The organism is Arthrobacter sp. SDR-2R (genome assembly GCF_057747955.1).
In genome coordinates this window covers 214,669-238,602 of the sequence record NZ_CM173231.1, presented here as the reverse complement: position 1 = coordinate 238,602, position 23,934 = coordinate 214,669, and the positions used below count along the sequence as shown (strand labels likewise).

Genomic DNA, 23,934 nt, shown 5'->3' with positions numbered 1-23,934 from the left:
CTTACTCCTTGTCCGATGCTGGCGGGAGGATCCTGCCTGTAGCCCGCTTGTTCAGGCGGAGCGGAACGAAAACCAGCATGACCACCATGACGCCCAGCAGTGCACCCCCGGCCGTGACGCCGGCAGACCGCCCGGCGGCAACATCGAACACCAGGGCGGCTGTTCCGGCGCTCAGCAGGGCGATGCCGCCCAGTGCGATCTTGGTGATGCTGTCTGCGCTGGAGACCAGTGTTTCCTTGAGCCGCTTGCGGAAAAGCCGGCGGTGCACACTGACCGGGAGGAGGATGAAGGCCGTGGTGAGCGCGGCGATGACGACGTTGACGAGATACAGGCCAACCTCCCAGCCGTCCAGCTTTTCGAACCGCTGCTGGAACGGCAGCGTCAGCAGGAAGCCGGCCAGGATCTGCACCCCGGTCTGAAGTACGCGGAGCTCCTGCAGGAGTTCCGCCCAGTTGCGGTCAAGCTGCTCCTCGCGGGTTTCATTGCGTCCCGTCCGGCCCGTGTAGTCCTCAACCTCAGACATCGGCCCTCCTTCCTCTCCGGCCGCGGCCCAGGCTTTCTTTCTACTCCTCCCGTACCCAGAAACAAGGCAGGCCGTTGCGCGTGCTCCTACATTTGATAAGTTTACTGATTATTAGTCTTGGGCGGTGGACTTGGTCCTCCGCCCGGGATAGCTTCGAAGGGCCGGAGCACGGCGGGCCCTTCGCACCGACACAGGTCAACCGACACAGGCAGGCGGACTATGAGCGAGACCGACAAGCAGACAGACCAGCCGAAGGATCCGCGCGGCGGCTACCACTCGGGCCCGTTTCCCGAGCAGGAACAGAAGCAGCCCGGGCTGACCGGCCCCATGGACCCCAAACCAGACCACGGGGAGCGCAGCTACGAGGGGCACGGCAAGCTCGACGGCAAGGCAGCCCTCATCACGGGCGGGGACTCAGGCATCGGCAAGGCTGCCGCCATCGCCTTCGCCCGGGAAGGGGCCGACGTCGCGATCTCGTACCTGCCTGAGGAGGAAGACGACGCGCAGGATACGGCGGAATGGATCCGGAAAACCGGCCGCCGCGCGCTCCTGCTTCCCGGTGACGGACGTGAGGAGGAGTTCAGCACCCGCATCGTGGAGGAGACGGTCTCCGGATTCGGCCGCCTCGACATCCTGGTCCTGAACGCCGCGTACCAGAAGAACCGCGAGAGCCTCGAGACGCTCCCCACCGAGGAGTTCGACAGGGTCTTCCGCACCAACCTCTACTCGCTGCTGTGGTCCGCGCGGGCGGCCGTGCCGCACCTGAAGGCGGGTGCCTCGATCATCACCACGGCCTCCATCCAGGCCTTCAACCCGTCACCCGGGCTCATCGACTACGCCATGACCAAAGCGGCGCAGGTGGCGTTCACCAAGGCCCTGGCCCAGGAACTGGGTCCCAAGGGGATCCGCGTCAATGCCGTGGCCCCGGGCCCCATCTGGACACCGCTGATCCCGGCCACCGAATGGCCGGACAGGCTCCCCTCCTTCGGGCAGGACACGCCGCTGGGGCGCGCGGGGCAGCCGGCCGAGCTTGCCGCGGCGTACGTGCTGCTCGCATCCGAGGACGGGTCCTACATTTCCGGTGCAGTCCTCCCGGTCACGGGCGGCAAGGGGCTTTAATGGGCGTCCCACCCGCTGGGGCATCCGGGCCGGCATCACCAGACCAGCAATATCGGCAACGAACAACAGGAGGAAGCATGACGCAGGAAAACCAGCAGGCTGAACCCGAGACGGCTCCGGGCGGCTACGGCACCCCCACGGCCGAGCAGGAGGCGGCAGGCACGGAGGGTGGCCAGCAGTCCGGCGGCGGCGCGTCCACGGCCGGCGCGGACACGAACGAACCGCAGTCGGGCGCGGGCCAGGCTCCCGTCCCGCACGACATGGATCTTCCGTCCAGCGCGGCCGAGATCGACGAGTCCAATGACGATTCCCAGGGGTCGGCGCCGGTGTCCTCGGAGTCGGGCCAGGAAGCGACGGGCCTTCCGGACGGCAGCGGAAACGACCTTCCGAAGGAAGAGTCGCCCAATGACGACGACGAGAGCTTCGACGCCGGATAAAGCCTCCTGACCAAAGGCCCCCGTTTCCGCTGCCCCCGGGCAGTGGAAGCGGGGGCCTTTGCGGTTTCGCCAAGGCGAATACATCCCGTCCCCCGGGGTACGGAACACGCGGAACCCCATCCCGTCGGCAGGCAGCAGCAAGCAGCCTGCGCTGCCGCCGGCACCAACGTCAACGCCAGGAAGGTGGAGTGTGGGCAGGAGATCTTCCGAACAGTGGGCGCGGCCGCAGGACCGGCCGGACAAGGTAGCGGTGGACGTCCTGGTGCCCACCTGCAACCGGCCTGCCGAACTCGCCGTCACCCTCGCGGGACTGGCCGCACAGTCCGAGCCCGCGTTCGCCGTCGTCATCAGCGACCAGTCAGCCGGACAGCCGGCCTGGGACCATCCCGCTGCCGCCGCCATGGTGCGGGTGCTGCAGGTGCAGGGCCGGCCCGTCACGCTGCTGCGGCACCTTCCGCGGCGCGGACTGGCCGAACACCGCCAGTTCCTGCTGGACCAGTCCACCGCGGATCAGTGCCTCTTCCTGGACGACGACGTCTGGCTGGAGCCCGGTGCCGTGGAACGGCTGAGCAAGGCACTGGACCAGCTCCAGTGCGGTTTCGTGGGGATGGCACCGCAGGGCCTGTCCTTCCTGGACGACCGCAGGCCGGAACAGACGGCCTCCTTCCAGGCCTGGGACGGACCGGTGGCTCCGGAGCGCATCCGTCCGGGTGCCCCGGGTTTTGAACGCTGGCCGCTGCACAGCGCCGCCAACCTCAGCCACGTCTGCGCGGAACTGTCGCTGCAGCCCGGCGAGTGGGTGCCCTACCACGTGGCCTGGCTGGGCGGCTGTGTGCTCTACCGCAGGGAGGCGCTGGACGACGCCGGCGGGTTCCGTTTCTGGAGCACGCTCCCTGCAGACCACGCCGGGGAGGACGTGGTGGCGCAGTGGCAGGTGATGGAACGGTACGGCGGGGCCGGGATCCTGCCGTCCGGCGCGGTCCACCTTGAATCGCCCACGACCGTGACGGACCGGCGGGTAGAGGCGTACGACGTGGTCCTGAACGAGGACGCTGTGTGACCAGGCCCTAGTGGCCCTGCGCGGTGTCCAGCGGGTAGGCCACATACGCGAACCGCTTCGAATCCGGCGCCCAGCTGTTGACGTTGAGCGTGCCCTGGCCGCCGAACAGCGGCCAGGTGTGCAGCGGCGCGGTCCAGTCGCCGGTGGAGACAAGGACGACGTCGACCGGCAGGTCTGCGGGGTGGCCCCGGGTTCCAGCGGGAAAGCGCACATAGCTGGCCAGGCGCCCGTCGGGGGACAGGTGCGGGAACCAGTCGACGGTGGCACTGCTGACGAGCCGCTCGAACTGGCTGCCGTCCGGGCGGACCCGGGCAAGCTGGGCATGGCCGGGTGCCGTGGTGAACGACTCCGTGTTGAGGTACAGCCAGTCGCCATCGGGTGAATACTCGGGCCCGTCGCAGTGCCCCCCGCCCACCTCCACGTCCCAGGGCGGGCCTCCGCCAGCGGGGATGGTGCGCAGCCGGCCGGGCCGGGTGAAGTCTCCCGCCGCAATGTCCACGTACGCCAGCCTGCGCCCATCCGGGCTGACGCCGTGGAGGAAGTGGAAGGATCCGTCGTCGTCCGTGATCCTGGTGGCCCGCCCGCCTGCCAGTGGTGCGCGGTAGATGTGGCCGTCCCCGCCCGAGAGGAAGATGCTGCTGCCGTCAGGGTCCAGGACGTGGTCATTGTTGAGGTCCGGGGCGCCGGTCAGCGGGAGGGGCTCCAGCGAACCGGCCGCCAGGTCGAGCCGCCAGAGTTCCCCGTTTCCGTTAAGGATCAGTGCCCGGCCGTCGAGGGTCCAGTTGGGCGCCTCGAGCAGCATGTCCCCGGTGCGGAAGACCAGCGAGGATTCGCCGGTGACCGACGCGGTCCACACCTCGCAGCGCTGGCCTGGTTGAAGGGTGCGGACCACGTCAGTTCGTCCTAGTCCTTGCTGCTGAAGGCGGCGTCGAAGCTGGTTTGGGAGGCGGGGAAGTCGTATTTTTTCAGGGCCGTGAGTGCTTCGGGGGCGCCGTGGAGGCGGTCCATGCCGGCGTCTTCCCATTCGATGCTGATGGGCCCGTTGTAGCCGATGGCGGCGAGGGCGCGGAAGGAGGCTTCCCAGGGGACGTCGCCGCGTCCGGCGGAGACGAAGTCCCAGCCGCGGCGGGGGTCGCCCCAGGGCAGGTGGGAGCCCAGGACGGTGTTGCGGCCGGTCTGGCGGATCTTGGTGTCCTTGCAGTCCACGTGGTAGATCCGGTCCTTGAAGTCCCAGATGAAGGAGACGGGGTCGATGCCCTGCCACATCATGTGCGAGGGGTCCCAGTTCAGGCCGAACGCTTCGCGGTGGCCGATGGCCTCGAGGGTGCGGACGGTGGTCCAGTAGTCGTAGGCGATCTCGGAGGGGTGGACTTCGTGGGCGAAGCGGACGCCGCATTCGTCGAAGACGTCCAGGATGGGGTTCCAGCGGTCGGCGAAGTCCTGGTAGCCGGCGTCGATGACTTTTTCCGGGACGGGCGGGAACATGGCCACGTACTGCCAGATGGAGGAGCCGGTAAACCCGACGACCGTGTCCACGCCGAGGGCTTTGGCCAGCCGGGCGGTGTGTTTCATTTCCTCGGCGGCGCGGGTGCGGACGCCTTCGGGGTCGCCGTCGCCCCAGACTTTGGAGCCGACGATGGCCTGGTGGCGGAAGTCGATGGGGTCATCGCAGACGGCCTGGCCCTTGAGGTGGTTGGAGATGGCCCAGACCTTGAGGTTGTACTTGTCCAGGATTTCGAGTTTGGACTCGACGTAGCCGGGTTCGTCCCAGCGCCAGGCGTCCAGGTGGTCGCCGGAGACGGCGATTTCCAGGCCGTCGTAGCCCCAGCCGGAGGCCAGGCGGGCGACTTCTTCGAAGGGCAGGTCGGCCCACTGGCCGGTGAACAGGGTGAACGGGCGGGGCATGCAGGGCTCCTTGGAAGACGGGGGTGCTAGTGGCGGACGACGGTGAGGGTGCTCTTGTTGGCGGCGGATTCCTCCACAGCGTCCAGGACGTACTGGACGTTCAGTCCTTCTTCGAACGACGGCGAGGGCTGGTTTCCGTCCCGGATGGCCAGCAGGAAGTCGCGGACCTGGTGCGTGAAGGTGTGTTCCCAGCCGATGATATGGCCCTGCGGCCACCACGCGTCCAGGTACGGGTGCTCCGGCTCGTTGACCAGGATCCGGCGGAAGCCCTGTTCGCGGACCGGGACGGTGGCATCCAGGAAGCCGAGTTCGTTGAGGTTTTCCAGGTCGAACAGGAGGCTGCCCTTGTCCCCGTACACCTCGATCTGCAGCGAGTTCTTCCTGCCGGTGGCCACCCGGGAGACCTCGACTGAGGCGACCGCCCCGGAGGTGAGGGACAGCGTGGCCCAGGCGGCGTCGTCGACCGTGACGTCCTCGATGCCGTCCGTGCCGGGGCGGCGGCCCACGAAGGTGTTCAGCCGGCCGCTGACCTCGGTGACCTGGTCGCCCAGGAGGAACAGGACCTGGTCGATGGCGTGGCTGGCGATGTCCCCCAGCGCGCCGGACCCGGCGGTTTCCTTCCGCAGCCGCCAGGTCATGGGGGCCTGCGCGTCCGCGAGCCAGTCCTGCAGGTACGCGGCGCGGACATGCCGGACCGTGCCCAGGCGGCCTTCGGCGATGAGCTCCTTCGCCAGTGCCAGTGCCGGGACCCGCCGGTAGTTGAAGCCGATCATCGACTGCACGCCCTTGGCCCGGGCCTTGGCCGCGGCGGCGGTCATGAGCTCGGCCTCCGCGAGGGTGTTCGCCAGGGGTTTTTCCACCAGGACATGCTTGCCTGCTTCCAGGGCGGCGATGGCGATCTCGGCGTGCATCCACCCCGGGGCGCAGATGTCGACGATGTCGATGTCGTCCCGGGTGATCACCGTGCGCCAGTCGGTGGCTGATTCTGCCCAGCCGTACTTGGCCGCCGCCTCGGCGACGGCGCCGGCGTCCCGGCCCACGAGGACCTTCTGCTCGAAGGCCGGGACGTCGAAGAAGCTGGCCACGTTCCGCCACGCGTTGGAGTGGGCCTTGCCCATGAAGGCGTAACCGATCGCGGCTACACCCAGCGGGCGGGGAGCCGGTTGGGAGGCCGAAGGTTCGGACGGGTGTGCGGGTGTGGTCATGATGCGTTCCTGCGTGCTTCCTGCTGGCTGGACTACGTGCTGGATTTAGAGGGTGGCGGTTTCCGGTGCCCACTCCTCGGGGAGGGCGGGGGATACCGGGGCCGAGCTTTCGACGTTCACGAATGTGCCCGCATCGATGGATTCGGAGATCGAGACCATGGTGTCCAGGACGTGGTACGCCAGTTCGCCGGTGGCCCTGTGGGCTGTTCCTGCCCGCAGCGAGCGTGCCATGTCCAGCACGCCCATGCCGCGGCCGTTGGCGGGCCCGGTGGCCGGAACGGTGGTCCAGTCCTCGTCGCCGGCGCGCCAGAGCTTGATGTCGCCCGTGAAGTAGTTGGGATCCGGCAGCGAGATGGTGGCTTCGGTCCCGGTGATTTCCACGAATCCCATCCGGGTCCGGGGCGACTCGAAGGAGAAGACGCTGTGCGAGGAGGCCCCGGATTCGAACTGCGCCATCGCGGAGACGTGGGTGGGCACCTCGACGGTGAACTCCTCGCCGGCTTTGGGCCCGGAACCGATCACGCGCACATCCTTGGCCTTGGACCCGACGGCGGCCACCTTGCGGATGGAGCCGAAGGCCTGGACCAGGGTGGTGAGGTAGTACGGGCCCATGTCGAACAGCGGGCCGGCGCCGTGCTGGAAGAGGAACGCGGGGTTGGGGTGCCAGGATTCCGGGCCGGGGGTCTGGAACGTGGTCATCGCCGTCAGCGGCGTGCCGATGTCGCCGCGCTGGATCAGGCGCAGGGCCGTCTGGATGCCGGCCCCGAGGAAGGTGTCCGGGGCGCAGCCAAGGCGGATCCCGGCGGCGTCGGCGGTCTTGAGCAGGCCCAGCCCGGATTCGCGGTCCAGGGAGAACGGCTTTTCCGTCCAGACGTGCTTGCCGGCGTTGACGGCGGCGGTGGCCACCTCCACGTGGGCGGCGGGAATGGTGAGGTTGACGATGATCTCGACGTCGGGGTGGTTCAGGGCCTTGTCCACGCCGCCCCACTCCGGGACGCCGTACTCCTTGGCCCGGGCCTCGGCGGCTTCCTCGAAGAGGTCGGCGATCACGTGGACCTTGAGGTCCGGGAACGCGGTCAGGTTGTCCAGGTACTGCTTGCTGATCACGCCGGCGCCGATGACGCCAACGCCCACCGGCCCGGTGCGGGCCGGCTTGCTTGCGGGGGTGCTCACGCGTTGGCTCCTTCGGCTGCGGTGTTGCTGTCGGTGTCGCTGTTCAGGAAGGCAAGGCTCTGGGCGATGCCATCGAAAATGTCGCCGGCATAGTCATCGAACTCCACCACGCCCACCTCCAGCGACTTTGCTGCGGCGATGACCTCCATCACGGGCACTTTGCCCTGGCCTGCGGGCTGCTGGGCCTTATTGTCCTTGTTCAGGGGGCCGTCCTTGATGTGGATGAACTTCACCCGGTCGCCCAGCCTGGCCAGGAGTTCCACGGGGTCTTGGCCGCCCACGGCTGCCCAGTAGGTGTCCACCTCCAGGACCAGTTCCGGGTCCAGCAGGGATGCGAAGTACTCCAGGGCCGTGCGGCCCTCGATGGTGGACTCCAGTTCCCAGGCGTGGTTGTGGTAGCCCACGCGGATGCCGTATTCAGCACCCTTTTTGGCGGCCGCGTTGAGCTTTTCGGCGGTGGCCTGGATGTCTTCGGCCTTTTGCCAGTGCTCGGCGGGAAGGAAAGGATCAATGACGGTGGTGATGCCCAGTTCCTTGGCCGCCGCGAAGATTTCGTCCTGGTCCTGGCTCATCAGGGGCGCGTGGCCGGACGGCGCGGTGAGGCCGTACTCCTTCAGGGCGGCGCCGAGTTCCCTGGCGGTGGCCACGAAGTTGTACGGCTCAACCTGGGTGAAGCCGATCTCCGCCACCTTCCTGATGGTCCCCGGAAGATCCTCGGAAATGGCGTTGCGGAGCGTGTAAAGCTGCAGTGAGTAGGACATGGGTTTCCTTAGCGGTTCTGTAGAGGTCGTTGGGGTTGGGGTCAGCGGCCGGCGAGCGAGCCGCCGATGCCGCCCACGCTGAAGTACTTGTTCAAGGTGGCGAAGACGATGACGGGCGGAAGCATCATGACCACGGCCAGGGCCATGACCGAGGTCCAGTCCGTTGCATTCTGCTGGAAGAAGGACTGCACGCCCATGGGAAGGGTGAAGATTTCATTCGAGCGCAGGAACACGATGGCCACCAGGTAGTCGTTCCAGGCCAGGAGGAAGGCGAAGATCGCGGTGGAAAGGACGCCGGGCAGGGAGTTCCGCAGGACCACCTTGGTGAAGGAGCCGAAAACGGAGCACCCATCGATCCAGGACGCCTCCTCCAGGCTGATCGGGATGGAATCGAAGTAGGCGGCCATCATCCAGGTGGCAACCGTCATGGTGGAGCCGACGTAGATGATGGTCAGGCCCAGGAGGTTGTCCACCAGGCCCATGCCGGCGAACAGGATGAACAGCGGCACCACGGAGGTGATGATGGGCAGCGACTGCATCACGAACAGGAGCAGCGAATATCCGGAAACCGCCTTGCTGCGGCCCCGGGAGAGGACGTAGCCGGCAGGTGCGGCCACGGCCACGGACACCACCACCGTGGAAAGGGTGGTGATCAGGCTGTTCTTCAGCCAGGTGGCGGCCAGGGTCTTGGAGAAGACGTTGCCGAGGTTTTCAAAGGTCAGGCCGGTGGCCGTGCTGTTCGGCCCGGGCGTGAAGGCCAGGAGGATGGTGACCATGATGGGCACCAGCACGATCCCCGTGATGATGAGGATCGCGGCGAACCGCCACCAGCGGCCGCGCTGTCCCGCCTCGGAGAGGACCCTGCGGCGTTTGCCGGCATCGACGCCGAGCGTGGGGCCGGATTCGGGATGGGCGTGGAGTACTGCGCTCATTATTCGACGCTCGACTTTCGGATCTGGCGGTACAGGATAACCGAGATGACCACCAGGGTCATGGTCATGAGGAAGGCGATGGCCACGCCTGGGCCGGTGGCGAAGTCCTGGAACACGGTCCGGTACGCCAGGACCACCAGGGAGGTGGTGGCGTTGACCGGGCCGCCGCCGGTGAGCAGGTAGATGGTGGGGAAGTCGTTGACGCAGAAGATGGTCATCAGGATCCAGCTGATGTAGGTGGAGCGGGCAATCAGCGGCAGGGTGATCTGCGTGAACTGCTGCCAGCGGCTGGCGCCGTCCATGCTGGCTGCCTCGTAAACGGTGGTGTCCACGGAGGCCAGCGCGGCCGAGATCATCATCATCATGAACGGGAAGCTGACCCAGACCTTGAACACCATCACCGTGATGGAAGCAAGGGAGGGGTCGGCCAGGAAGAGCGGGGTGCCCATGCCCAGGTTCCGGAACAGCGACGGGATCAGGCTGTCCGGGGTGGCCACCAGCCAGTTCCATGCGGTGGAGGAGACCACGATGGGCACCACCCACGGCAGGAGCAGCAGGACCTTGAAGGTGCCGCCGGCCGGAATCCTGGTCCGCAGGAGCAGGGCAAGGCCCAGGCCCACGAGCCATGACCCGAAGACGCCCACAATGGTGAACCACAGCGTGAACTGTGCTGCCTTCCAGAAGGCCGGCGACGTCAGGACGGTGGCGAAGTTCTGCGCGCCCACGAAGTTGCCGGTCTGGAGCAGGTCCCCGTCATGCGTGGCCTGGATGGCCGCATAGATCAGCGGGTAGCCGTGGATCAGGACAAGGAGGACCACGGAGGGAAGCAGGAGCCAAAAGAAGGTCCTGGTCGCCTGGGCGGAGAGCTTGCTCTTGCGCTTGCCGGGGGCGGTCCCGGACCCGCCGGGGGCAATCCCGCGGCGGGCCCGGGCCAGGCCGGACTGGGTGGTGGTGCTGGACATGGGCGGTCCGTCCTACTTCTTCAGGACTGATTCGAGGCCGGACTGGAAGGTCTGCAGGGCAGTCTTGGCGTCGGCCTTTCCGGTGATGATGGTCTGGCTGAACTGGTTCAGTGCCTGGCCGCCGTCGAGTGCGGCGAGGTTGGCGTTGAGCCTGCTGCCCTGGGCGGCGAAGGTCTTGGCGATGGGCTGCCAGTCCTTGACGATCTTGACGTTGTTGGGGTCGTTGGCGAACTCGGGAATCTCCGTGATCGACTTGAAGACCGGAAGGGCGGACATCAGCTTCTTCTGCCACAGCTGCTTGAGCTGGCCCAGGTAGTACACCAGGAACTCCTCCGACGCCTCCTGGGACGGGGTGTTGGTGTACATCATGATGTTGTTCGGGAAGACGATCGTTGCCTTGTCGCCGTGCGGACCCTTGATGGGGTCAGCCACCAGCAGGTCGCCCGAGGTATCGCCCACACGCTGCGGAACGTTGACCTGGAACAGGCCGTAGCCTGCCTTGCCGTCCTTCCACTGCGCGGACATGTTGTCCGTGGTGTAGCTGACAGCGGCGGGGTCGACGATGCCGTTGGACACGAGTTCCAGGACGAACTCCATGGCCTCCACGTTGCGGTCGTTCATCAGGTCCAGCTCGCCGTCCTTGTTCCAGACACCGCCGCCGTTGTTGACCATCATCATGATCATGGAGTGGTTGGCGTAGTTGTTGCCCGCGCCTGCGCCGGTGGTGAAGCCGAATGCGCCCACCTTCTTCAGGGCCTTGCCTGCTTCCAGCAGGGACGGCCAGTCCGTGGGGAGGGCAACGTTTGCCTTCTCGAACAGCGACTTGCGGTACCAGAAGACGCGCATGTCCAGCTGCCACGGGACCGCCACGTAGCCCTTGTCCGACTTGAAGGGGTCCAGCACGCCGGGCAGGAAGTCGTTGAACTGGCCATTGGCCTTCAGCTTCTCGATCACCTTGTCCGCGTACGCGATCTGGCCCTGCTGCTCGAACTGGAAGGCTTGGAAGCCGCCGCCGGTGGAGACAGCCGGGCCCGTCTTCGAGGCGATCGCGGAGGAGAAGGTCTGGTAGAAGTTGTTCCACTGGATGATCTGGTACGAGGCCTTGGCGCCGTTGGCTCCGGAGAAACCTTCTGCGATGCCCTTGGCGGCGTCGTTGTAGGCGGGCGTTGCCCACGGCATGTCCCAGAACTTGACCGTTCCGCCCGCGCCGCCTCCGCCGCCCTGCGATGCCGAGCCGCCGCCGCAGGCGGCGAGGAGGGGTGCTGCGGCGGCGGCAGCCGTCAGGCCCAGGAAACCGCGCCGGGAGAAGGGGCGGCGCTGTTCGGAAGTTGCGTTCATGATGTGTCCTTTCGGGACCGGCCGGCGCAGTGCGCCGTTGGTGCGGTCCTGCTCATCGTCGAGAGTGGAGGTGGGACTGGACTGCTGTTCAGGTTGCGTATCGGTGGGTCTGGTTACGTGGCAGCGAGGGTTGCGTAGAGGTCGGTCAGCCGGGCGAACCCGGCCAGATCGTCCGGCCGGGTGCCGGCGCCAAGATGGTCCTTCAGGCGCCGCCACGCTGACCGGTGGGCGGATTCGTAAAGCGTGGGAAGCAAAAGTTCGCCATGGGCTCCGGTGACCCGGACTTCGGCCGGCCAGGCGGCGTCCGGATCCGGGACCTGGACGGACACCCCGCCGTCGGCGGTGTAGAGGCGGATGTCGACGGCGGCCGGGCGGGCAGCGGTCAGCACGCCCTGGGCGGTGAAGGGCGCGCCGTTGGCCAGCCTGCCGGCCACCGTGTATCCCGTGGCGTCGCTGCGGAGGAGGCTTACGCCGTCGAGCGGTCCGCTGACGGCCAGCAGCGCGGCGAGGTGTTCGCCCAGGAGCCGCTGCGGGTCGGTGCCGGGGGCCGCCGTCGCAACGCTGTCCAGCAGGGACGCGCTGCCCAGGGCACTGCGCACTGCGTCGCGGGCGTCCGGGGCGCTGCCTTCGGCCACCAGGGCGGGGTTGGAGGCCCAGCGGAGGTCCAGGACGACGGCGGTTCCTGCGGCGTCAACCGCGGCGGCCAGTTCCGTGGTGTCCTCGGGTGCCGGGTTGGCCACCACAACGCCGCGGGTGCCGGCGGCAACGGCGTGAAGTGCTTCGGTGGTCCAGCCGGGTGCGCCTGCGACCACCAGGACGTCGGCGGTGCCCTGCCGGCTCTCCGGAGCCGGGCCGAAGGTTTCAGGCAGTGAGGCCACCGTTTGGGTAACCGCGCCCTCTTCCCGCGCGGCGGGTGATGCCGAGACCGTGTACTGGCCGCTCATGGCGTAACTCCTGCTTTTTCCGCGGCACCGGCATGCCCCGCCCCGGCGCTTGCTGCCGTGGCGTCGGCGATGGCGAGGGCAAAGGTGAGGTCGTCGATCAGGGTTTGTGCGGCGGGTGCCTGGCGGGTTCCCCGGGCAAGCCCGGCAAGTTCACGCCATTCGCCCTCATAACCGTTGTGGCCGTACGGGCCGAACGTGCGGGTATCGCTGCCGTTGCCGCGGGTGAGGGTGGCCACTGCGGAGCCGGCCTGGACATACGACGGTGTGAAGTCGATGTGAAGGGCCGCATCGTCCCCGATGGCCTCGAAGGTCCACTCGGGCTTCCAGGTGCCGTTCATAACGGCACGCAGTTCGATGACGCGGGTTGGGGTGCGCAGCGAAACGGCATAGCCGAACGGGCGGACGTGGAACACCTGGAGGACTTCGAGGTCCGTGAAGTCCGGGGTGAACCGGCGGACCAGCGGCAGGTCGTGGATGGCCAGGCCCATGATCCCGCCCCGGAGTGCGCTCTTGATGACGTCCGGGTCCGAGTAGTCGGGCCGGCCTGCGGCCGGCCGCGTGACGATCTCGGTGGCGAAGTCCTCGAACCGGGCATTGGGCGGCAGGACGATGGAGGAACGGATGGTGTGGACCTGCCCGGGAAGGTCGCCCCAGTTCTGTTCGGCCGCGAGCCAGCCGGGGTCGAAGGTGTGCATGGCCCCGACGACGATTGGCACCCCGGTTTCGGCGCTGACGGCCGAGATGCGGGCGGCTTCCTCGGCGTTCATGGCGAAAGGCTTTTCGCAGAGGACGGCCTTCTTGCCGGCCCTGCAGGCGGCGATGACCTGGTCGGCGTGGAACTGGTGGGGGCTGCAGATTGCCACGACGTCCACGGCGGGATCGTCCAGCAGGGCAGCCATGCTGGTGCCGGCCGTGGCGCCAACGCGGGCCGCCACCGACGAGGCCACGGCGGCATCCACATCCATGATGTGCCGTACTTCCAGGATGTCCTGGAGGCGGGCCAGTGCCGGGAGGTGGATGGCCTGCGTGACGGGCCCCGCGCCGAGGATGCCGACGCCGAGGAGCGGCCGGTCTGCCGGCGCTGCGTGCTGGGACGCTGCTTGCTGGGACAAGGTCAGTTACCTCTTTGTAAGCGGACTCTGGGGGTGTAAGCGGATTACGGTGCCGGAATCAGTGCGGCTGATGTTCACCATCGGATCCGCGAATGTGCCTTGAGTCACAACGTAGAACTACTTTTGACGCACGTCAAGCAAAAGTTGTTTGTTGCGCGTCATTCTTCTGATTGGTGACAGCAGAAAGTAAGAGTGTTATGACTTAGACATGACTTCAGTGACAGGTAAGCAGGCCGGAAAAGAGTCCGATGTCGGCAGCCTGTCGCGCGCCGGGGACCTCTTCCAACTGCTTCGTGACGGCCGGGCCCGCACCCGCGCCGAGCTTGCGCTGAGCACGGGTCTGGCCCGCTCAACCGTCGCCTCGCGGATCGATGCGCTGATGCTGTCCGGCCTGGTGGGTCCCGCGGGTGAGGCGCTCTCCAGCGGCGGCAGGCCGCCGTCGCGCTTTGCCTTCAACCCGTCAGCCCGCCTGGTGCTGGCCGTGGACGTGGGCGCCACGCACGTCATCGTTGCGGTGACGGATCTCGGCGGAAACATCCTGGCCGAACACCGGCTGGCGCAGCAGGTGGCCGACGGGCCGGAAGCCGTGCTGGACCAGGTGGTAGCGCAGGGCAAGGAACTGCTGGCGTCCACCGGACGGACCGTTGCGGAACTGGCCGGGATCGGCATCGGGCTGCCCGGGCCCGTGGAACATGACACCGGCAAGCCCGTCAAGCCGCCCATCATGCCGGGCTGGGACGGGTTCGACGTGGTCAGCTACGTCCAGCGGTCCCTGCCCGTCCACGTGCTGGTGGACAACGACGTGAACATCATGGCGCTGGGGGAGCAGTCCGCGCACTGGCCCGAACACAACAACTTCTTCTTCGTGAAGGTGGCCACCGGCATCGGCTCCGGCATCATCAGCAACGGGGAACTGCAGCGTGGCGCGAACGGCACGGCAGGCGACCTGGGCCACGTCCAGGTGGCCCGCGGCGCGGATGTCCTGTGTGCCTGTGGAAACTATGGGTGCCTGGAGGCGCTGGCGTCCGGTCCCGCCGTCGTGCGCTCCCTCCGGGACCAGGGACTGGACGTGGCAAAGGGCTCGGACGTGCTCCGGCTCGCCGCCGACGGCAACCTGCAGGCCATCCAGGCGCTGCGCCAGGCCGGCCGGGACATCGGCGAGGTTCTGGCCACCGTGGTGAACCTGCTCAATCCGTCCGTGATTGTGGTGGGCGGCAGCGTTGGCGAGACGGGCGAGCACCTGGTGGCCGGCATCCGCGAGGTGGTCTACCGGCGCTCCCCGCCGCTGGCCACCTCGCACCTGCGCATCAACGGCTCCCGCGCCGGGAGCCAGGCGGCGGTCCTTGGCGCAAGCAAACTGGTCACCCAGTACGTCCTCTCGCCGGCCGTCATCGAAGCCACGCTGGCAGGCGCCATCGCCGGGTAAAGCCGGGAATCCCCGGCCTACCCGGCGTGGGCTCTACGCCTCCGCCTCCGGCTCGGGCGCTTCGGCCAGGATCAGTGCCGTGCCGCCGTACGCGGGCAGCTCCAGGAAGAAGCTGTGCAGGTCATCCACCTGCCCCACCGTCTCGCCGCTGAACAGATCCTTGACGTTGGCGCCGGACGGCAGCTCGTTGGACTGGATGCTGCCGGCGATGTCCTGCCCGGAGAAGTTGAGCGCCGTGACCTGCAGGCTGCCGTCCTTCAGCCGGTTGACCAGCACCAGTGCGCTGCGGTTGGAAACGTCCGGGACGTCGAGCAGGGTGCCGGTGGCGATCCCATTCTCTTCCCGCACGGCGAGGATCCGCTGCAGCCGGCGCGCGAACGAGTCGGGGTCCTTGAGCTGTTCGGGCAGCGGCCCGTACAGGCTGCGGGCCCGGGGCATCCCGGCGGACGAGGTGGTGGCGTCCGGACTGGTTCCCATGAGGTCGTGGGCGCCGCGGTTGATCCAGCGGGTATCGCCCTGCGAGGTGAGCTCGCGGACGCTGCTCCGGTCCAGGGCCAGGATGCCCGTGAGGTCCCAGCCGGAAAGGGCAAAGACGCCCGGCTGCAGGGCGTTGTACATGGCCAGGAGCAGGTGGACGTCCCGGATCTGGGCTTCCTGCTCCGGGGTGGTGGTGGACGGGTCCTTGATGCCCAGCGCGGCCATGATGAAGCTCACCGAGGTGCAGGCAATGCCGTTGGTGGTGAAGACGGCGTTGTAGGGCCCGTTTTCGCCGGTGAGCCGTTCCCGCAGGGTCTGCTGGACCTGTTCGGCCAGCTGCGCCCCGGTGAGTTCCTCGCCGTTGAGCTCGAACATCTCGTCCCGGTGCCCGGCGGCGAAGTGCAGGAGCTCGTAAGTGAGTTCGTCATGGTTCTGCAGGGCATGCACCAGCGACGCCTGGTCCACGCCGATTTCCAGCGACAGCCGGAGGGTCAGCCGCAGGAACTCGGTATCGGCCGTGACCAGGGAGTAGTGGTACGCAGGCCGGGTGATGAAGTCGTAGGACAGGTCGGGGCCGGCATCGGAGGTTGCCTTGATGTCGTCGATGGTCAGGTTCAGTTCCTGGAAGGAGAACCCGCCCACCTTGCGGATCATGGAGCCGATGAGCTGGTTGGCTGCCTCGGACAGTGGGTGCCCCTCGGACCAGCCGGGTTGTTCTTCGGCGCTCTTCTCCACGCCCAGGAAGCCGTTGGCGTCCAGGCGCAGCGCCCCCGTGCCCAGGTCCACCAGCGAATGCAGGGCATCGCCCACCACCAGGCGCATTCCGGCGAAGGTGGGGTCCAGCCAGTTGATGGAGGGCTGGCCGGCCTTGAAGTAGTGCAGGTAGACCCAGCGGCGGGTCTTGCCGGTGGTATCCACGATGGGCCGCGTGGCGCTCCAGTTGGTTTCCTTCACCCCGGGTTCGTAGAAGATGACCCGCTGCAGCCTGCCGATGATGTAGCCGGCCTTCTGCAGCGCCTGCTCGGAGTCGGGGCTGAGGTTGACCGAGTCCGCCCCCTCCGGGACGTCCGGGAGCAGGTTCCAGTCCTCCTCCGGAATATCGATCATGTGGTAGATGCCGGGGTAGTCCCGGAAGTTCATTTCGGCCAGGCGGAAGTCCGCGCCCTTGCCGGTGTGGCCCGGGACGATGTCGTCGATGACGGTGCCGTCGTGCTCGGCGGCCACCTCGCACATCCGCCGGAACTCATCCTCGGTGCCGAAAACAGGGTCGATCGCCATGCTGATGCGGTCGAAGTGCCCGTCCACGCTGGGTGTGTGGGACCAGCCGCTGATGCCGCCGGCGAGCTTCACGGGCCCGGTGTGGATTCCGCGGATGCCGATTTCGCGGAACGCCTTCCACATGGCCGGATCGCCCAGCGCCGAAAGGAATGACTGACCGGACGGGGTGATGAAGGACAGCGGGTAGGCGGTGAACCACACGGAGGCGCGTTCGACGGCGGCCCGCGGGTTGGGATGGGCGTACGAGTTCTGCCACATGCTGGCCTGGCCGGACAGCTGCCGGGCCAGCGTGTTCGCATCCCCGAGCATCGCCTGGTTGCGGAGCCAGTCCACGTACGCCGCGTTCCGCCCGTCGAACTCAAAGGACGGCCTGCTGCCGACGAACTGGCGCCGGCGCGCGATGGGCCGCAGGGCCTTGGGCCTGGCCGCGAAGAACTGCTCGTCGAAATTGACGTCCAGTTCCGTTGACGGCTCCGCAGCGCCCGCTTCCACTTCCCCGATGGGGGCGGCTGCATCCGCTTCCGAAGTGTTCCCGCTGGTGCCCGGCTCAGGCATAAGCTCCTCTTTCCATTGCTCGTTTCCGTGCTGGCATGGATGCTCCAAGACCCCTTGCCCAAGGAAACGTACCCAGGGCAACAGGGAGTATTCGGCGTTCCCTCTCCCGATGCTACTGCTCAGCGGAGCCGGTGGAGGGGACGCCGGCGTGCCGTCCGTCCCCAACCAGACGAAACCCCCTTGTTTCGCCAACTTTGCCCACTATGGCGGCCAGCGGTCGTATTCTTAGAGCAAGGTTTTGCAGTGGGCCCGGTGCGCTGATAGCAGGGCTGGAGCATGGCCGCTGAACCCACGGGGCAGGTTGGCTGGGGACCGCTTCCAGTTACCCCGGAGCCGGTTTTCGACAGCAAGGACGTCGAAGACTACCTCCGGGACGTCACCCGCGACTTCATGGCGGGTATCAAAGGTGAGCGCCGCAGCATCAGCTGGGCGGCCACCCTCTTCCGCCTGGGCACGGCGCGGACCATCGCAGCCAGTACGGAGCAGGCACGCGAAGCGGACCGGGAGCAATGCTCGTTCGCTGACGGACCGGTCATGGAAGCCATGCGCACCGCAGAATTCGTCCTGGTGTCGGACCTGAGCCGGGACCGCCGCTGGCCGGGGTATTCCAGCGCTGCCGCGGCCCATGGGGTGCAGTCCCTGCTCTCCGTCCCCATCCTCACCGAAGGCGGGACCAGTGCCGCCATCAATCTTTACGCGCCTTTCCCGCACGCCTTCACCAGCGATGACCTGGTGCGCAGCCAAAGCTATGCCCGTGAGGTGGCGCGGGCCATGCATGTTGTGGTCCGGGTGGCCGAACGCGCGGAAACGACGGCGGGTCTCGCCGTCGTCCAAAGCTCCCTGGTCCTGGTGGACCTCGCCGTGCGCAGCCTGATGAACGAATACGGACTCACCCGGGAGGGTGCGCTGCGGTTCCTGCAGACGCAGGCGCTGCACCACGAGCTGGATCTCCGGGACGTGGCATTGAACGTTGTGGCCCCCGCAGGGATGGACCTCGGGGTTGGGCAGCCGTCGGGGCTGCGGCAGGAAACGTACGACGGCGTGGCGGAGCTCCCGCGGCCGTCGCCGGCGGGGCGGGACTTTCCAACCGGAAGGTCGGCCCGCAAGGACGCTGCGGCGGGGACGGAACCCCCGCCTGCTGCGGAAGGGAGGACAGCATGACTATCGGGAAACAGGAACTGCGCTCCATCACGGAAGGACCGGGCAGGCACCCCTGGCACCGGTTCGTCGCCCTGGGGGACTCTTACACCGAAGGGATCGGCGATCCCGAGCCGCACAGCCTGGGCGGCCTCCGGGGCTGGGCTGACCGCGTGGCGGAGGAACTGGCGGACAGCCAGCCGGACTTCGCCTATGCCAACCTGGCCATCCGCGGCATGCTGCTGCGGCAAATCCTCGACGGGCAGCTGGCACCGGCCCTGGCGTTGAAGCCCGACCTGATTGCCATGTCCGGCGGTGGCAACGACATCGTGTTCCGCCACGGCGACCCGGACAAGCTGGCGGAAAAGATCGACGAGGCCGTGGGTATCCTGGCTGACACGGGCGCCACCATCCTGCTGTATGCAGGTCCCGATTGGGGGAACACGCCGGTCTTCGGCAAGATCCGCGGCCGCGTGGCGGTCTACAACGAACATCTCCACAGGATCGGGGCCCGGCACCACGCCATCATGGTTGACCTTTGGTGCCTGCCGGAGCTGCAGCATGCTCTGATGTGGGACCCGGACCGGCTGCACCTGTCCCCGCTGGGCCACCATTCCGTAGCGGTGGCCACCCTCAACGCCCTGGGCGTACCGCATACGCTCAGGCCGCTGCAGCCGCGGCCGCTTCCCGCGCACGGCTGGACGCAGGCCCGGGCCGAAGACCTGGTCTGGGCCAAGCAGTACTTTGTGCCGTGGGTGCTGAAGCGGATGCGGCCCCACCAGGTCAGCGGGTTGGCGGCCAAGCGGCCGCAGCCGGTCCCGGTGTTCGGCCTCGGCCGTCCCGGTCCCTTCCCGCCCGGACATCCCGCGGCCAGGACCTCCGGACCGGGTTATGACGGACAGCCTGGAGTGGACCCCGGGGTGGAAACCGGCAGGGTGGCTTAGCGCTTCCTGGGGGAGCGCTTGGCCGCGGCCTTCATCGCGGCCTTCGCTGCCGGAGGCAGTACGCCCTGCTCGGTTTCGGGTTCGGCCACCGTTCCGCGCGCCTTCGCGACGGCCTTCATGCCGTGGTAGATCACCAGGGCGGCAGCAGAACCCAGGGCGATGCCGGTGAACTTCAGGTCGCCAATGGTCCAGGTGTAGTCCGCGATGCCGATGATCAGGGCCACTGCGGCAGTGGTCAGGTTGACCGGGTTGGAGAAGTTCACCTTGTTCTGGACCCAGATCTTCACGCCCAGGATGCCGATCATGCCGTACAGCATCGTGGCGGCGCCGCCCAGCACGCCTGCCGGGACGGTGGCGATCAGTTCGCCGAACTTCGGCGAGAAGCTGAGCAGGATGGCGAACATGCCCGCCACCCAGTAGGCCGCCGTCGAATACACCTTGGTGGCCGCCATGACGCCGATGTTCTCCGCGTACGTGGTGGTGCCCGATCCGCCGCCCAGGCCGGCCAGCACGGTGGCAGCACCGTCTGCCATCAGCGCGCGTCCGGAGACGCCGTCGAGGTTCTGTCCTGTCATGGCGGCAACGGACTTCACGTGGCCGATGTTCTCTGCCACCAGCACCAGGACCACCGGGACGAACAGGCCCAGGACACCGATGTGGAACTCGGGGGTCTGGAAATGCGGCAGCCCAACCCAGGCTGCGGCGTCCATCTTGTCGTACTTCACCTCGCCGCGGAGCATGGCCACCAGGTAGCCCACCACAACGCCAACCAGGATGCTGAGCCGGCCCAGGATTCCGCGGAACAGGACGCTGACCAGGATGATGGTGACCAGTGTGATGAGGGCCGTAATCGGGGCGGCGTCGAAGTTCTGCTTGGCGGCGGGGGCAAGGTTCAGGCCGATCAGTGCCACGATGGCACCCGTGACGATGGGCGGCATCAACCGGTTGATCCAGCCGGCGCCGAACTTCTGCACCACGGCCCCCACCAGGGCCAGGGTGGCGCCGGCAAGCACCACGCCGCCCAGGGCGCCGGGGATGCCGAACTGCGCCTGCGAGGCGGTGATGGGTGCAATGAAGGCAAAGCTTGAACCCAGGTAGCTGGGCACCCGGCCCTTGGTGACCACCAGGAACAGCAGCGTGCCGATCCCCGAAAAGAACAGCGTGGTGGCGGGCGGCATCCCGGTGATGATGGGAACCAGGAAGGTGGCGCCGAACATGGCCACCACGTGCTGCATGCCCACGCCGATGGTCAGGGGCCACGCCAGCCGCTCATCCGGGGCCACCACCTGGCCGGGCTTGATGGTTTTGCCGGTGCCGTGCAGCTTCCATTTGATTCCGAGCATGCTCATGGGAAGGAATGCCTTTCAGGGGGTGCCGCGAGGGGGCGAAGATCAACTCGCTCCAGAATACCGCCAAGTGTTTGTGCGGGCCCGCTGTGGCCAAGGTCACCCGGCGTCACGGGAAGAGGAGGAAAGCAGTTGAAGTTGCAACTATGGAAAGCATCAGAGGCCACCCCGGCAGGCGGGCGGCGCAGCGAAAGGTAAGCCAATGACCATTGCCCACGAAGAAGCGGTTATCGATTCGGCAGCCGTGGACGCCATCTTTGCCCAGGCCCGCACCGCCAACTCCTTCACCGGCGAGGTGACCGAGGAGCAGGCCCAGGCCATCTACGAGCTCACCAAGTTCGGCCCCACCGCGTTCAACTCCCAGCCGCTGCGCGTCACCTATGTCCGCTCGCCCGAGGCCCGCGCCACCCTGGTGGATGCCCTGTCCCGCGGCAACCAGGCCAAGACGGCTTCCGCCCCGCTGGTGGCCATCCTCAGCTACGACACCGACTGGGCCGGCAAGTGGGACGACTTCCTCCCCGGCTACAACGCCCCCAAGGCCATGTACGACGCCGACCCGCAGCTCGCCGCAGCCATGGGCAACAACAATGCCCACCTGCAGGCCGGCTACTTCATCCTGGCCGTCCGTTCGCTCGGTTTCGCCGCCGGCCCCATGACCGGCGCTGACTTCAACGCCATCGACGCCGCCTTCTTCCCGGCCGGCGACCAGAAGAGCTTCCTGGTGGTCAACATCGGCCAGCCGGGCGAGGACGCCTGGGGCGAGGCAAAGCCCAAATTCTCCTACGACGAGGCTGTCCGCACCGTCTGACGCCCCATCACTTCCTGCGCCTTTTCTCCAAACGCCCCATCACCTGGTGATGGGGCGTTTGGGTTTTTTGGGCGGGATGTGATGGGGCGTCAGAGGCGTGGAGGTGGGCCGGTGGGAGACTGGGCGTATGCCGATGCGGAACCTCATTTTTGTGGCCTTCGTGGAACCGGTGGCGGACGGCCAGGTTTTTCTGCGGACGGAGTGGCCGCTGCACGTCACCCTGGTGAGGTTCGACGCCGCCGCGGACGGTGCCGACGTCGCCCAAAGCATCGCCGCGCTTGCAGATGGGCCGGCCAACGCAGCGCTTGGCGCGGAGCTGACCGTGGGGGAGGACGCCGCCTTTGGCCGCAACGGGTCCGTCCCCGTCAACCTGGTGGAACCGCACCACGCCCTGCAGGAACTGCATGAGCGGCTGGTGCAGGTGGTGGTGGACGCGGGCGGCAGGATCCTCACGCCGCGCCACACGTTGTCCGGCTACCGGCCGCACGTCTCCCACCAGGCCACCCCAGGCCCGGACGCCAAGCGCCTCCACCGGGGCGACGCCGTCGTGCTTGACCGCGTGGCTTTGGTGGACATGGCGCCCGGCGGCGACCACGCCATCAGGCGCATCCTCCGGTTGTGGAGCCAGGAACCTTCGCAGTACTAGGCGATGACGCTGTCCACCAGCGCCTTGGCCTCCGCCTGCACCTGCTTCAGGTGTTCCTCGCCCTTGAAGGACTCGGCGTAGATCTTGTACACGTCCTCCGTGCCGGACGGGCGCGCCGCGAACCAGGCGTTTTCGGTGACCACCTTCAGGCCGCCGATGGGCGCGCCGTTCCCTGGCGCCTCGGTGAGCTTGGCGGTGATCGTCTCGCCCGCCAGTTCCGTGGCGGTAACGTCCGACGGCGACAGCTTGCCGAGTGCAGCCTTCTGCTCGCGGGTGGCGGCGGCGTCGATCCGGGCGTAGACGGGGGCGCCGAACTGGTCCGTCAGCCCCTTGTACAGCTGGGACGGGGAGCTGCCGGTGACCGCGGTGATCTCCGAGGCCAGCAGTGCCAGCAGGATGCCGTCCTTGTCCGTGGTCCAGACGCTGCCGTCCAGCTTGTTGAAGGAGGCACCGGCGGATTCCTCGCCACCGAACGCCCCTTCACCCGAGAGCAGGCCGGGAACGAACCACTTGAAGCCAACGGGCACCTCAACGAGCTTGCGGCCCAGGCTCTCGGCCACGCGGTCGATGATGGAGGAGGACACCAGCGTCTTGCCGATCACCGAGGCGGGGTTCCAGCCGCTGCGGTTGCGGTAGAGGTAGTCGATGGCGACGGCCAGGTAGTGGTTGGGGTTCATCAGCCCGCCGTCCGGGGTGACGATGCCATGGCGGTCGGCGTCGGCGTCGTTGCCCGTGGCCACGTCGAATGCGGGCTGGCCGGAGGCGGCGGCGTCGGACATCCGCTGGATCAGCGACGCCATGGCCGACGGCGAGGAGCAGTCCATGCGGATCTTCTCGTCCCAGTCCAGGGTCATGAAGGCCCACTGCGGGTCCACCGTGGGGTTCACCACGGTCAGGTCCAGGTGGTGGCGCTCGCCGATCTCGCCCCAGTAGTCCACGGACGCGCCGCCCATGGGATCGGCACCGATCCGGACTCCGGCATTGCGGATGGCGTCCAGGTTCAGGACGGACGGAAGGTCGTCCACGTAGCTGCTCAGGAAGTCGAACTTGCCGGTGGTGTCTGCGGCCTGGGCGTCCGCCAGCGGGATCCGCTTCACGCCGCGCAGCCCGTTCTCCAGCAGCTCGTTGGCGCGGTTGGCGATCCAGCCGGTGGCATCCGAGTCCGCCGGGCCACCGTGCGGGGGGTTGTACTTGAAGCCGCCGTCGCCGGGCGGGTTGTGGCTGGGGGTCACCACGATGCCGTCGGCCTGCGGGGCGCCCGGTGCGGCTTTCCGGTTGTAGGTCAGGATGGCGTGGCTCAGCGCCGGGGTGGGGGTGTAGCCGTGCCTGGCGTCGACGAGGACCTGGACGCCGTTCGCGGCGAGCACCTCCAGCGCGGAGTTCTGCGCGGGCTCGCTCAGTGCGTGGGTGTCCTTGGCCAGGAACAGCGGGCCGGTGACGCCCTGCGCAGCCCGGTATTCCACGATTGCCTGCGTGATGGCAACGATGTGCTGTTCATTGAACGAGGCCTTGAGGCTGGAGCCCCGGTGCCCGGAGGTGCCAAAGACGACGCGCTGGCCGGGATCACCCAGGTCCGGCGCAACGTCGTAATACGCGTCAAGAAGCGCAGTGATGTCAACAAGGTCCTGGGGTTGGGCAACTGTACCCGCGCGGCTAGCCATGGCTCCAGCATGCCAGAACCTGGCAGGAGTCCAAACGACCCGCCCATAATCCGGACCCTGTGACGCGCAATGTGCTCGTCAAACCAAGTAGTCCACCTGAGTACCCGGCCCGGAAAGTACCTATATACCGGCCCTTTGACGCCCTGCTACCTTTCAAAAAATTCCAGGAAACAAGGGAAAGGAAC

22 protein-coding genes are annotated in these 23,934 nt (G+C 67.4%); 8 read left to right on the top strand and 14 right to left on the bottom strand.

What is annotated here, in order from left to right:
- Position 1: 1 nt before the first annotated feature.
- On the bottom strand, positions 2 to 523 hold the full coding sequence (locus AC3ANU_RS01150) for a DUF6328 family protein (protein WP_018770312.1): 522 nt from the start codon (positions 521 to 523) through the stop codon (positions 2 to 4).
- A gap of 219 nt (positions 524 to 742) precedes the next feature.
- On the opposite strand from AC3ANU_RS01150, the gene AC3ANU_RS01145 reads away from it, so the two are divergent.
- The 3 genes from AC3ANU_RS01145 to AC3ANU_RS01135 all read left to right on the top strand — a co-directional run bounded on the left by AC3ANU_RS01145 (position 743) and on the right by AC3ANU_RS01135 (position 3,139).
- Entirely contained in the window at positions 743 to 1,642 is a 900-nt protein-coding gene (locus AC3ANU_RS01145; protein WP_134165339.1) for an SDR family oxidoreductase, read from the top strand.
- Positions 1,643 to 1,719: 77 nt separating this feature from the next.
- Positions 1,720 to 2,079, top strand: coding sequence for a hypothetical protein (locus tag AC3ANU_RS01140; protein WP_488315275.1), 360 nt, complete (start codon positions 1,720 to 1,722; stop codon positions 2,077 to 2,079).
- 190 nt (positions 2,080 to 2,269) lie between these two features.
- Positions 2,270 to 3,139 carry a glycosyltransferase family 2 protein gene (locus tag AC3ANU_RS01135; protein ID WP_018770309.1) on the top strand — a complete coding sequence of 290 codons (870 nt, stop codon included), beginning with the start codon at positions 2,270 to 2,272 and terminating at the stop codon, positions 3,137 to 3,139.
- A 7-nt stretch (positions 3,140 to 3,146) separates the two neighbouring features.
- Here the strand turns inward: AC3ANU_RS01135 and AC3ANU_RS01130 are convergent, their stop codons facing one another.
- From AC3ANU_RS01130 to AC3ANU_RS01085, 10 genes are all read right to left on the bottom strand, one after another.
- Positions 3,147 to 4,031: a TolB family protein gene (locus AC3ANU_RS01130; RefSeq protein WP_488315274.1), complete on the bottom strand. Its 885-nt coding sequence runs from the start codon at positions 4,029 to 4,031 to the stop codon at positions 3,147 to 3,149.
- An 11-nt stretch (positions 4,032 to 4,042) separates the two neighbouring features.
- Entirely contained in the window at positions 4,043 to 5,044 is a 1,002-nt protein-coding gene (locus AC3ANU_RS01125; RefSeq protein ID WP_488315273.1) for a sugar phosphate isomerase/epimerase family protein, read from the bottom strand.
- A gap of 26 nt (positions 5,045 to 5,070) precedes the next feature.
- Complete coding sequence (locus AC3ANU_RS01120) at positions 5,071 to 6,249, bottom strand: Gfo/Idh/MocA family protein (RefSeq protein ID WP_488315272.1); 1,179 nt, start codon at positions 6,247 to 6,249, stop codon at positions 5,071 to 5,073.
- A gap of 45 nt (positions 6,250 to 6,294) precedes the next feature.
- Positions 6,295 to 7,422 (bottom strand): Gfo/Idh/MocA family protein, encoded by a 1,128-nt coding sequence (locus tag AC3ANU_RS01115; protein WP_488315271.1) that lies wholly within the window; start codon positions 7,420 to 7,422, stop codon positions 6,295 to 6,297.
- Entirely contained in the window at positions 7,419 to 8,183 is a 765-nt protein-coding gene (locus AC3ANU_RS01110; RefSeq protein ID WP_488315270.1) for a sugar phosphate isomerase/epimerase family protein, read from the bottom strand. The genes AC3ANU_RS01115 and AC3ANU_RS01110 overlap by 4 nt, the downstream gene beginning before the upstream one ends.
- 41 nt (positions 8,184 to 8,224) lie before the next feature.
- A complete protein-coding gene (locus tag AC3ANU_RS01105) occupies positions 8,225 to 9,115 on the bottom strand; it encodes a carbohydrate ABC transporter permease (RefSeq protein ID WP_018770303.1) in 891 nt (296 codons plus the stop codon).
- The gene (locus AC3ANU_RS01100; protein WP_018770302.1) at positions 9,115 to 10,077 is read right to left on the bottom strand and encodes a carbohydrate ABC transporter permease; all 963 of its coding nucleotides are present in this window, start codon (positions 10,075 to 10,077) and stop codon (positions 9,115 to 9,117) included. The genes AC3ANU_RS01105 and AC3ANU_RS01100 overlap by 1 nt, the downstream gene beginning before the upstream one ends.
- 12 nt (positions 10,078 to 10,089) lie before the next feature.
- Complete coding sequence (locus tag AC3ANU_RS01095; RefSeq protein ID WP_018770301.1) at positions 10,090 to 11,415, bottom strand: ABC transporter substrate-binding protein; 1,326 nt, start codon at positions 11,413 to 11,415, stop codon at positions 10,090 to 10,092.
- Positions 11,416 to 11,528: 113 nt separating this feature from the next.
- Entirely contained in the window at positions 11,529 to 12,359 is an 831-nt protein-coding gene (locus tag AC3ANU_RS01090; protein ID WP_488315269.1) for a hypothetical protein, read from the bottom strand.
- Complete coding sequence (locus AC3ANU_RS01085; protein ID WP_488315268.1) at positions 12,356 to 13,471, bottom strand: Gfo/Idh/MocA family protein; 1,116 nt, start codon at positions 13,469 to 13,471, stop codon at positions 12,356 to 12,358. The genes AC3ANU_RS01090 and AC3ANU_RS01085 overlap by 4 nt, the downstream gene beginning before the upstream one ends.
- A 208-nt stretch (positions 13,472 to 13,679) precedes the next feature.
- On the opposite strand from AC3ANU_RS01085, the gene AC3ANU_RS01080 reads away from it, so the two are divergent.
- Positions 13,680 to 14,897, top strand: a complete 1,218-nt coding sequence (locus AC3ANU_RS01080; protein WP_018770298.1) for an ROK family transcriptional regulator — start codon at positions 13,680 to 13,682, stop codon at positions 14,895 to 14,897.
- A gap of 33 nt (positions 14,898 to 14,930) precedes the next feature.
- Here the strand turns inward: AC3ANU_RS01080 and treS are convergent, their stop codons facing one another.
- Positions 14,931 to 17,207 (bottom strand): maltose alpha-D-glucosyltransferase, encoded by a 2,277-nt coding sequence (treS, locus tag AC3ANU_RS01075; RefSeq protein ID WP_056388456.1) that lies wholly within the window; start codon positions 17,205 to 17,207, stop codon positions 14,931 to 14,933.
- 276 nt (positions 17,208 to 17,483) lie between these two features.
- Here treS and AC3ANU_RS01070 point away from each other — a divergent pair, with 276 nt between their 5' ends.
- Together AC3ANU_RS01070 and AC3ANU_RS01065 are read left to right on the top strand one after the other, a co-directional pair.
- Entirely contained in the window at positions 17,484 to 18,368 is an 885-nt protein-coding gene (locus AC3ANU_RS01070) for a GAF domain-containing protein (RefSeq protein ID WP_018770296.1), read from the top strand.
- Positions 18,365 to 19,288, top strand: a complete 924-nt coding sequence (locus AC3ANU_RS01065) for an SGNH/GDSL hydrolase family protein (RefSeq protein WP_018770295.1) — start codon at positions 18,365 to 18,367, stop codon at positions 19,286 to 19,288. Before AC3ANU_RS01070 ends, AC3ANU_RS01065 begins: the two co-directional genes overlap by 4 nt.
- Here AC3ANU_RS01065 and AC3ANU_RS01060 read toward each other — a convergent pair.
- Complete coding sequence (locus AC3ANU_RS01060; RefSeq protein ID WP_018770294.1) at positions 19,285 to 20,637, bottom strand: uracil-xanthine permease family protein; 1,353 nt, start codon at positions 20,635 to 20,637, stop codon at positions 19,285 to 19,287. The genes AC3ANU_RS01065 and AC3ANU_RS01060 overlap by 4 nt on opposite strands.
- A gap of 199 nt (positions 20,638 to 20,836) precedes the next feature.
- Between AC3ANU_RS01060 and AC3ANU_RS01055 the strand changes: the two genes are divergently transcribed.
- The gene (locus AC3ANU_RS01055) at positions 20,837 to 21,442 is read left to right on the top strand and encodes a malonic semialdehyde reductase (RefSeq protein WP_488315267.1); all 606 of its coding nucleotides are present in this window, start codon (positions 20,837 to 20,839) and stop codon (positions 21,440 to 21,442) included.
- Positions 21,443 to 21,575: 133 nt separating this feature from the next.
- On the top strand, positions 21,576 to 22,088 hold the full coding sequence (locus AC3ANU_RS01050) for a 2'-5' RNA ligase family protein (protein ID WP_488316004.1): 513 nt from the start codon (positions 21,576 to 21,578) through the stop codon (positions 22,086 to 22,088).
- Here AC3ANU_RS01050 and pgm read toward each other — a convergent pair.
- On the bottom strand, positions 22,085 to 23,749 hold the full coding sequence (gene pgm, locus AC3ANU_RS01045; protein WP_018770291.1) for a phosphoglucomutase (alpha-D-glucose-1,6-bisphosphate-dependent): 1,665 nt from the start codon (positions 23,747 to 23,749) through the stop codon (positions 22,085 to 22,087). The genes AC3ANU_RS01050 and pgm overlap by 4 nt on opposite strands.
- Positions 23,750 to 23,934 lie beyond the last annotated feature (185 nt).

Bases quoted from the DNA above. Each gene is read 5' to 3' on its own strand.
- AC3ANU_RS01090 (WP_488315269.1), bottom strand. From the start codon at position 12,359: ATGAGCGGCCAGTACACGGTCTCGGCATCACCCGCCGCGCGGGAAGAG.
- AC3ANU_RS01080 (WP_018770298.1), top strand. From the start codon at position 13,680: ATGACTTCAGTGACAGGTAAGCAGGCCGGAAAAGAGTCCGATGTCGGC.
- AC3ANU_RS01050 (WP_488316004.1), top strand. From the start codon at position 21,576: ATGCGGAACCTCATTTTTGTGGCCTTCGTGGAACCGGTGGCGGACGGC.
- AC3ANU_RS01105 (WP_018770303.1), bottom strand. From the start codon at position 9,115: ATGAGCGCAGTACTCCACGCCCATCCCGAATCCGGCCCCACGCTCGGC.
- AC3ANU_RS01125 (WP_488315273.1), bottom strand. From the start codon at position 5,044: ATGCCCCGCCCGTTCACCCTGTTCACCGGCCAGTGGGCCGACCTGCCC.
- treS (WP_056388456.1), bottom strand. From the start codon at position 17,207: ATGCCTGAGCCGGGCACCAGCGGGAACACTTCGGAAGCGGATGCAGCC.
- AC3ANU_RS01060 (WP_018770294.1), bottom strand. From the start codon at position 20,637: ATGAGCATGCTCGGAATCAAATGGAAGCTGCACGGCACCGGCAAAACC.
- AC3ANU_RS01095 (WP_018770301.1), bottom strand. From the start codon at position 11,415: ATGAACGCAACTTCCGAACAGCGCCGCCCCTTCTCCCGGCGCGGTTTC.
- AC3ANU_RS01150 (WP_018770312.1), bottom strand. From the start codon at position 523: ATGTCTGAGGTTGAGGACTACACGGGCCGGACGGGACGCAATGAAACC.
- AC3ANU_RS01120 (WP_488315272.1), bottom strand. From the start codon at position 6,249: ATGACCACACCCGCACACCCGTCCGAACCTTCGGCCTCCCAACCGGCT.
- AC3ANU_RS01065 (WP_018770295.1), top strand. From the start codon at position 18,365: ATGACTATCGGGAAACAGGAACTGCGCTCCATCACGGAAGGACCGGGC.
- AC3ANU_RS01070 (WP_018770296.1), top strand. From the start codon at position 17,484: ATGGCCGCTGAACCCACGGGGCAGGTTGGCTGGGGACCGCTTCCAGTT.
- AC3ANU_RS01110 (WP_488315270.1), bottom strand. From the start codon at position 8,183: ATGTCCTACTCACTGCAGCTTTACACGCTCCGCAACGCCATTTCCGAG.
- AC3ANU_RS01100 (WP_018770302.1), bottom strand. From the start codon at position 10,077: ATGTCCAGCACCACCACCCAGTCCGGCCTGGCCCGGGCCCGCCGCGGG.
- AC3ANU_RS01145 (WP_134165339.1), top strand. From the start codon at position 743: ATGAGCGAGACCGACAAGCAGACAGACCAGCCGAAGGATCCGCGCGGC.
- pgm (WP_018770291.1), bottom strand. From the start codon at position 23,749: ATGGCTAGCCGCGCGGGTACAGTTGCCCAACCCCAGGACCTTGTTGAC.
- AC3ANU_RS01055 (WP_488315267.1), top strand. From the start codon at position 20,837: ATGACCATTGCCCACGAAGAAGCGGTTATCGATTCGGCAGCCGTGGAC.
- AC3ANU_RS01140 (WP_488315275.1), top strand. From the start codon at position 1,720: ATGACGCAGGAAAACCAGCAGGCTGAACCCGAGACGGCTCCGGGCGGC.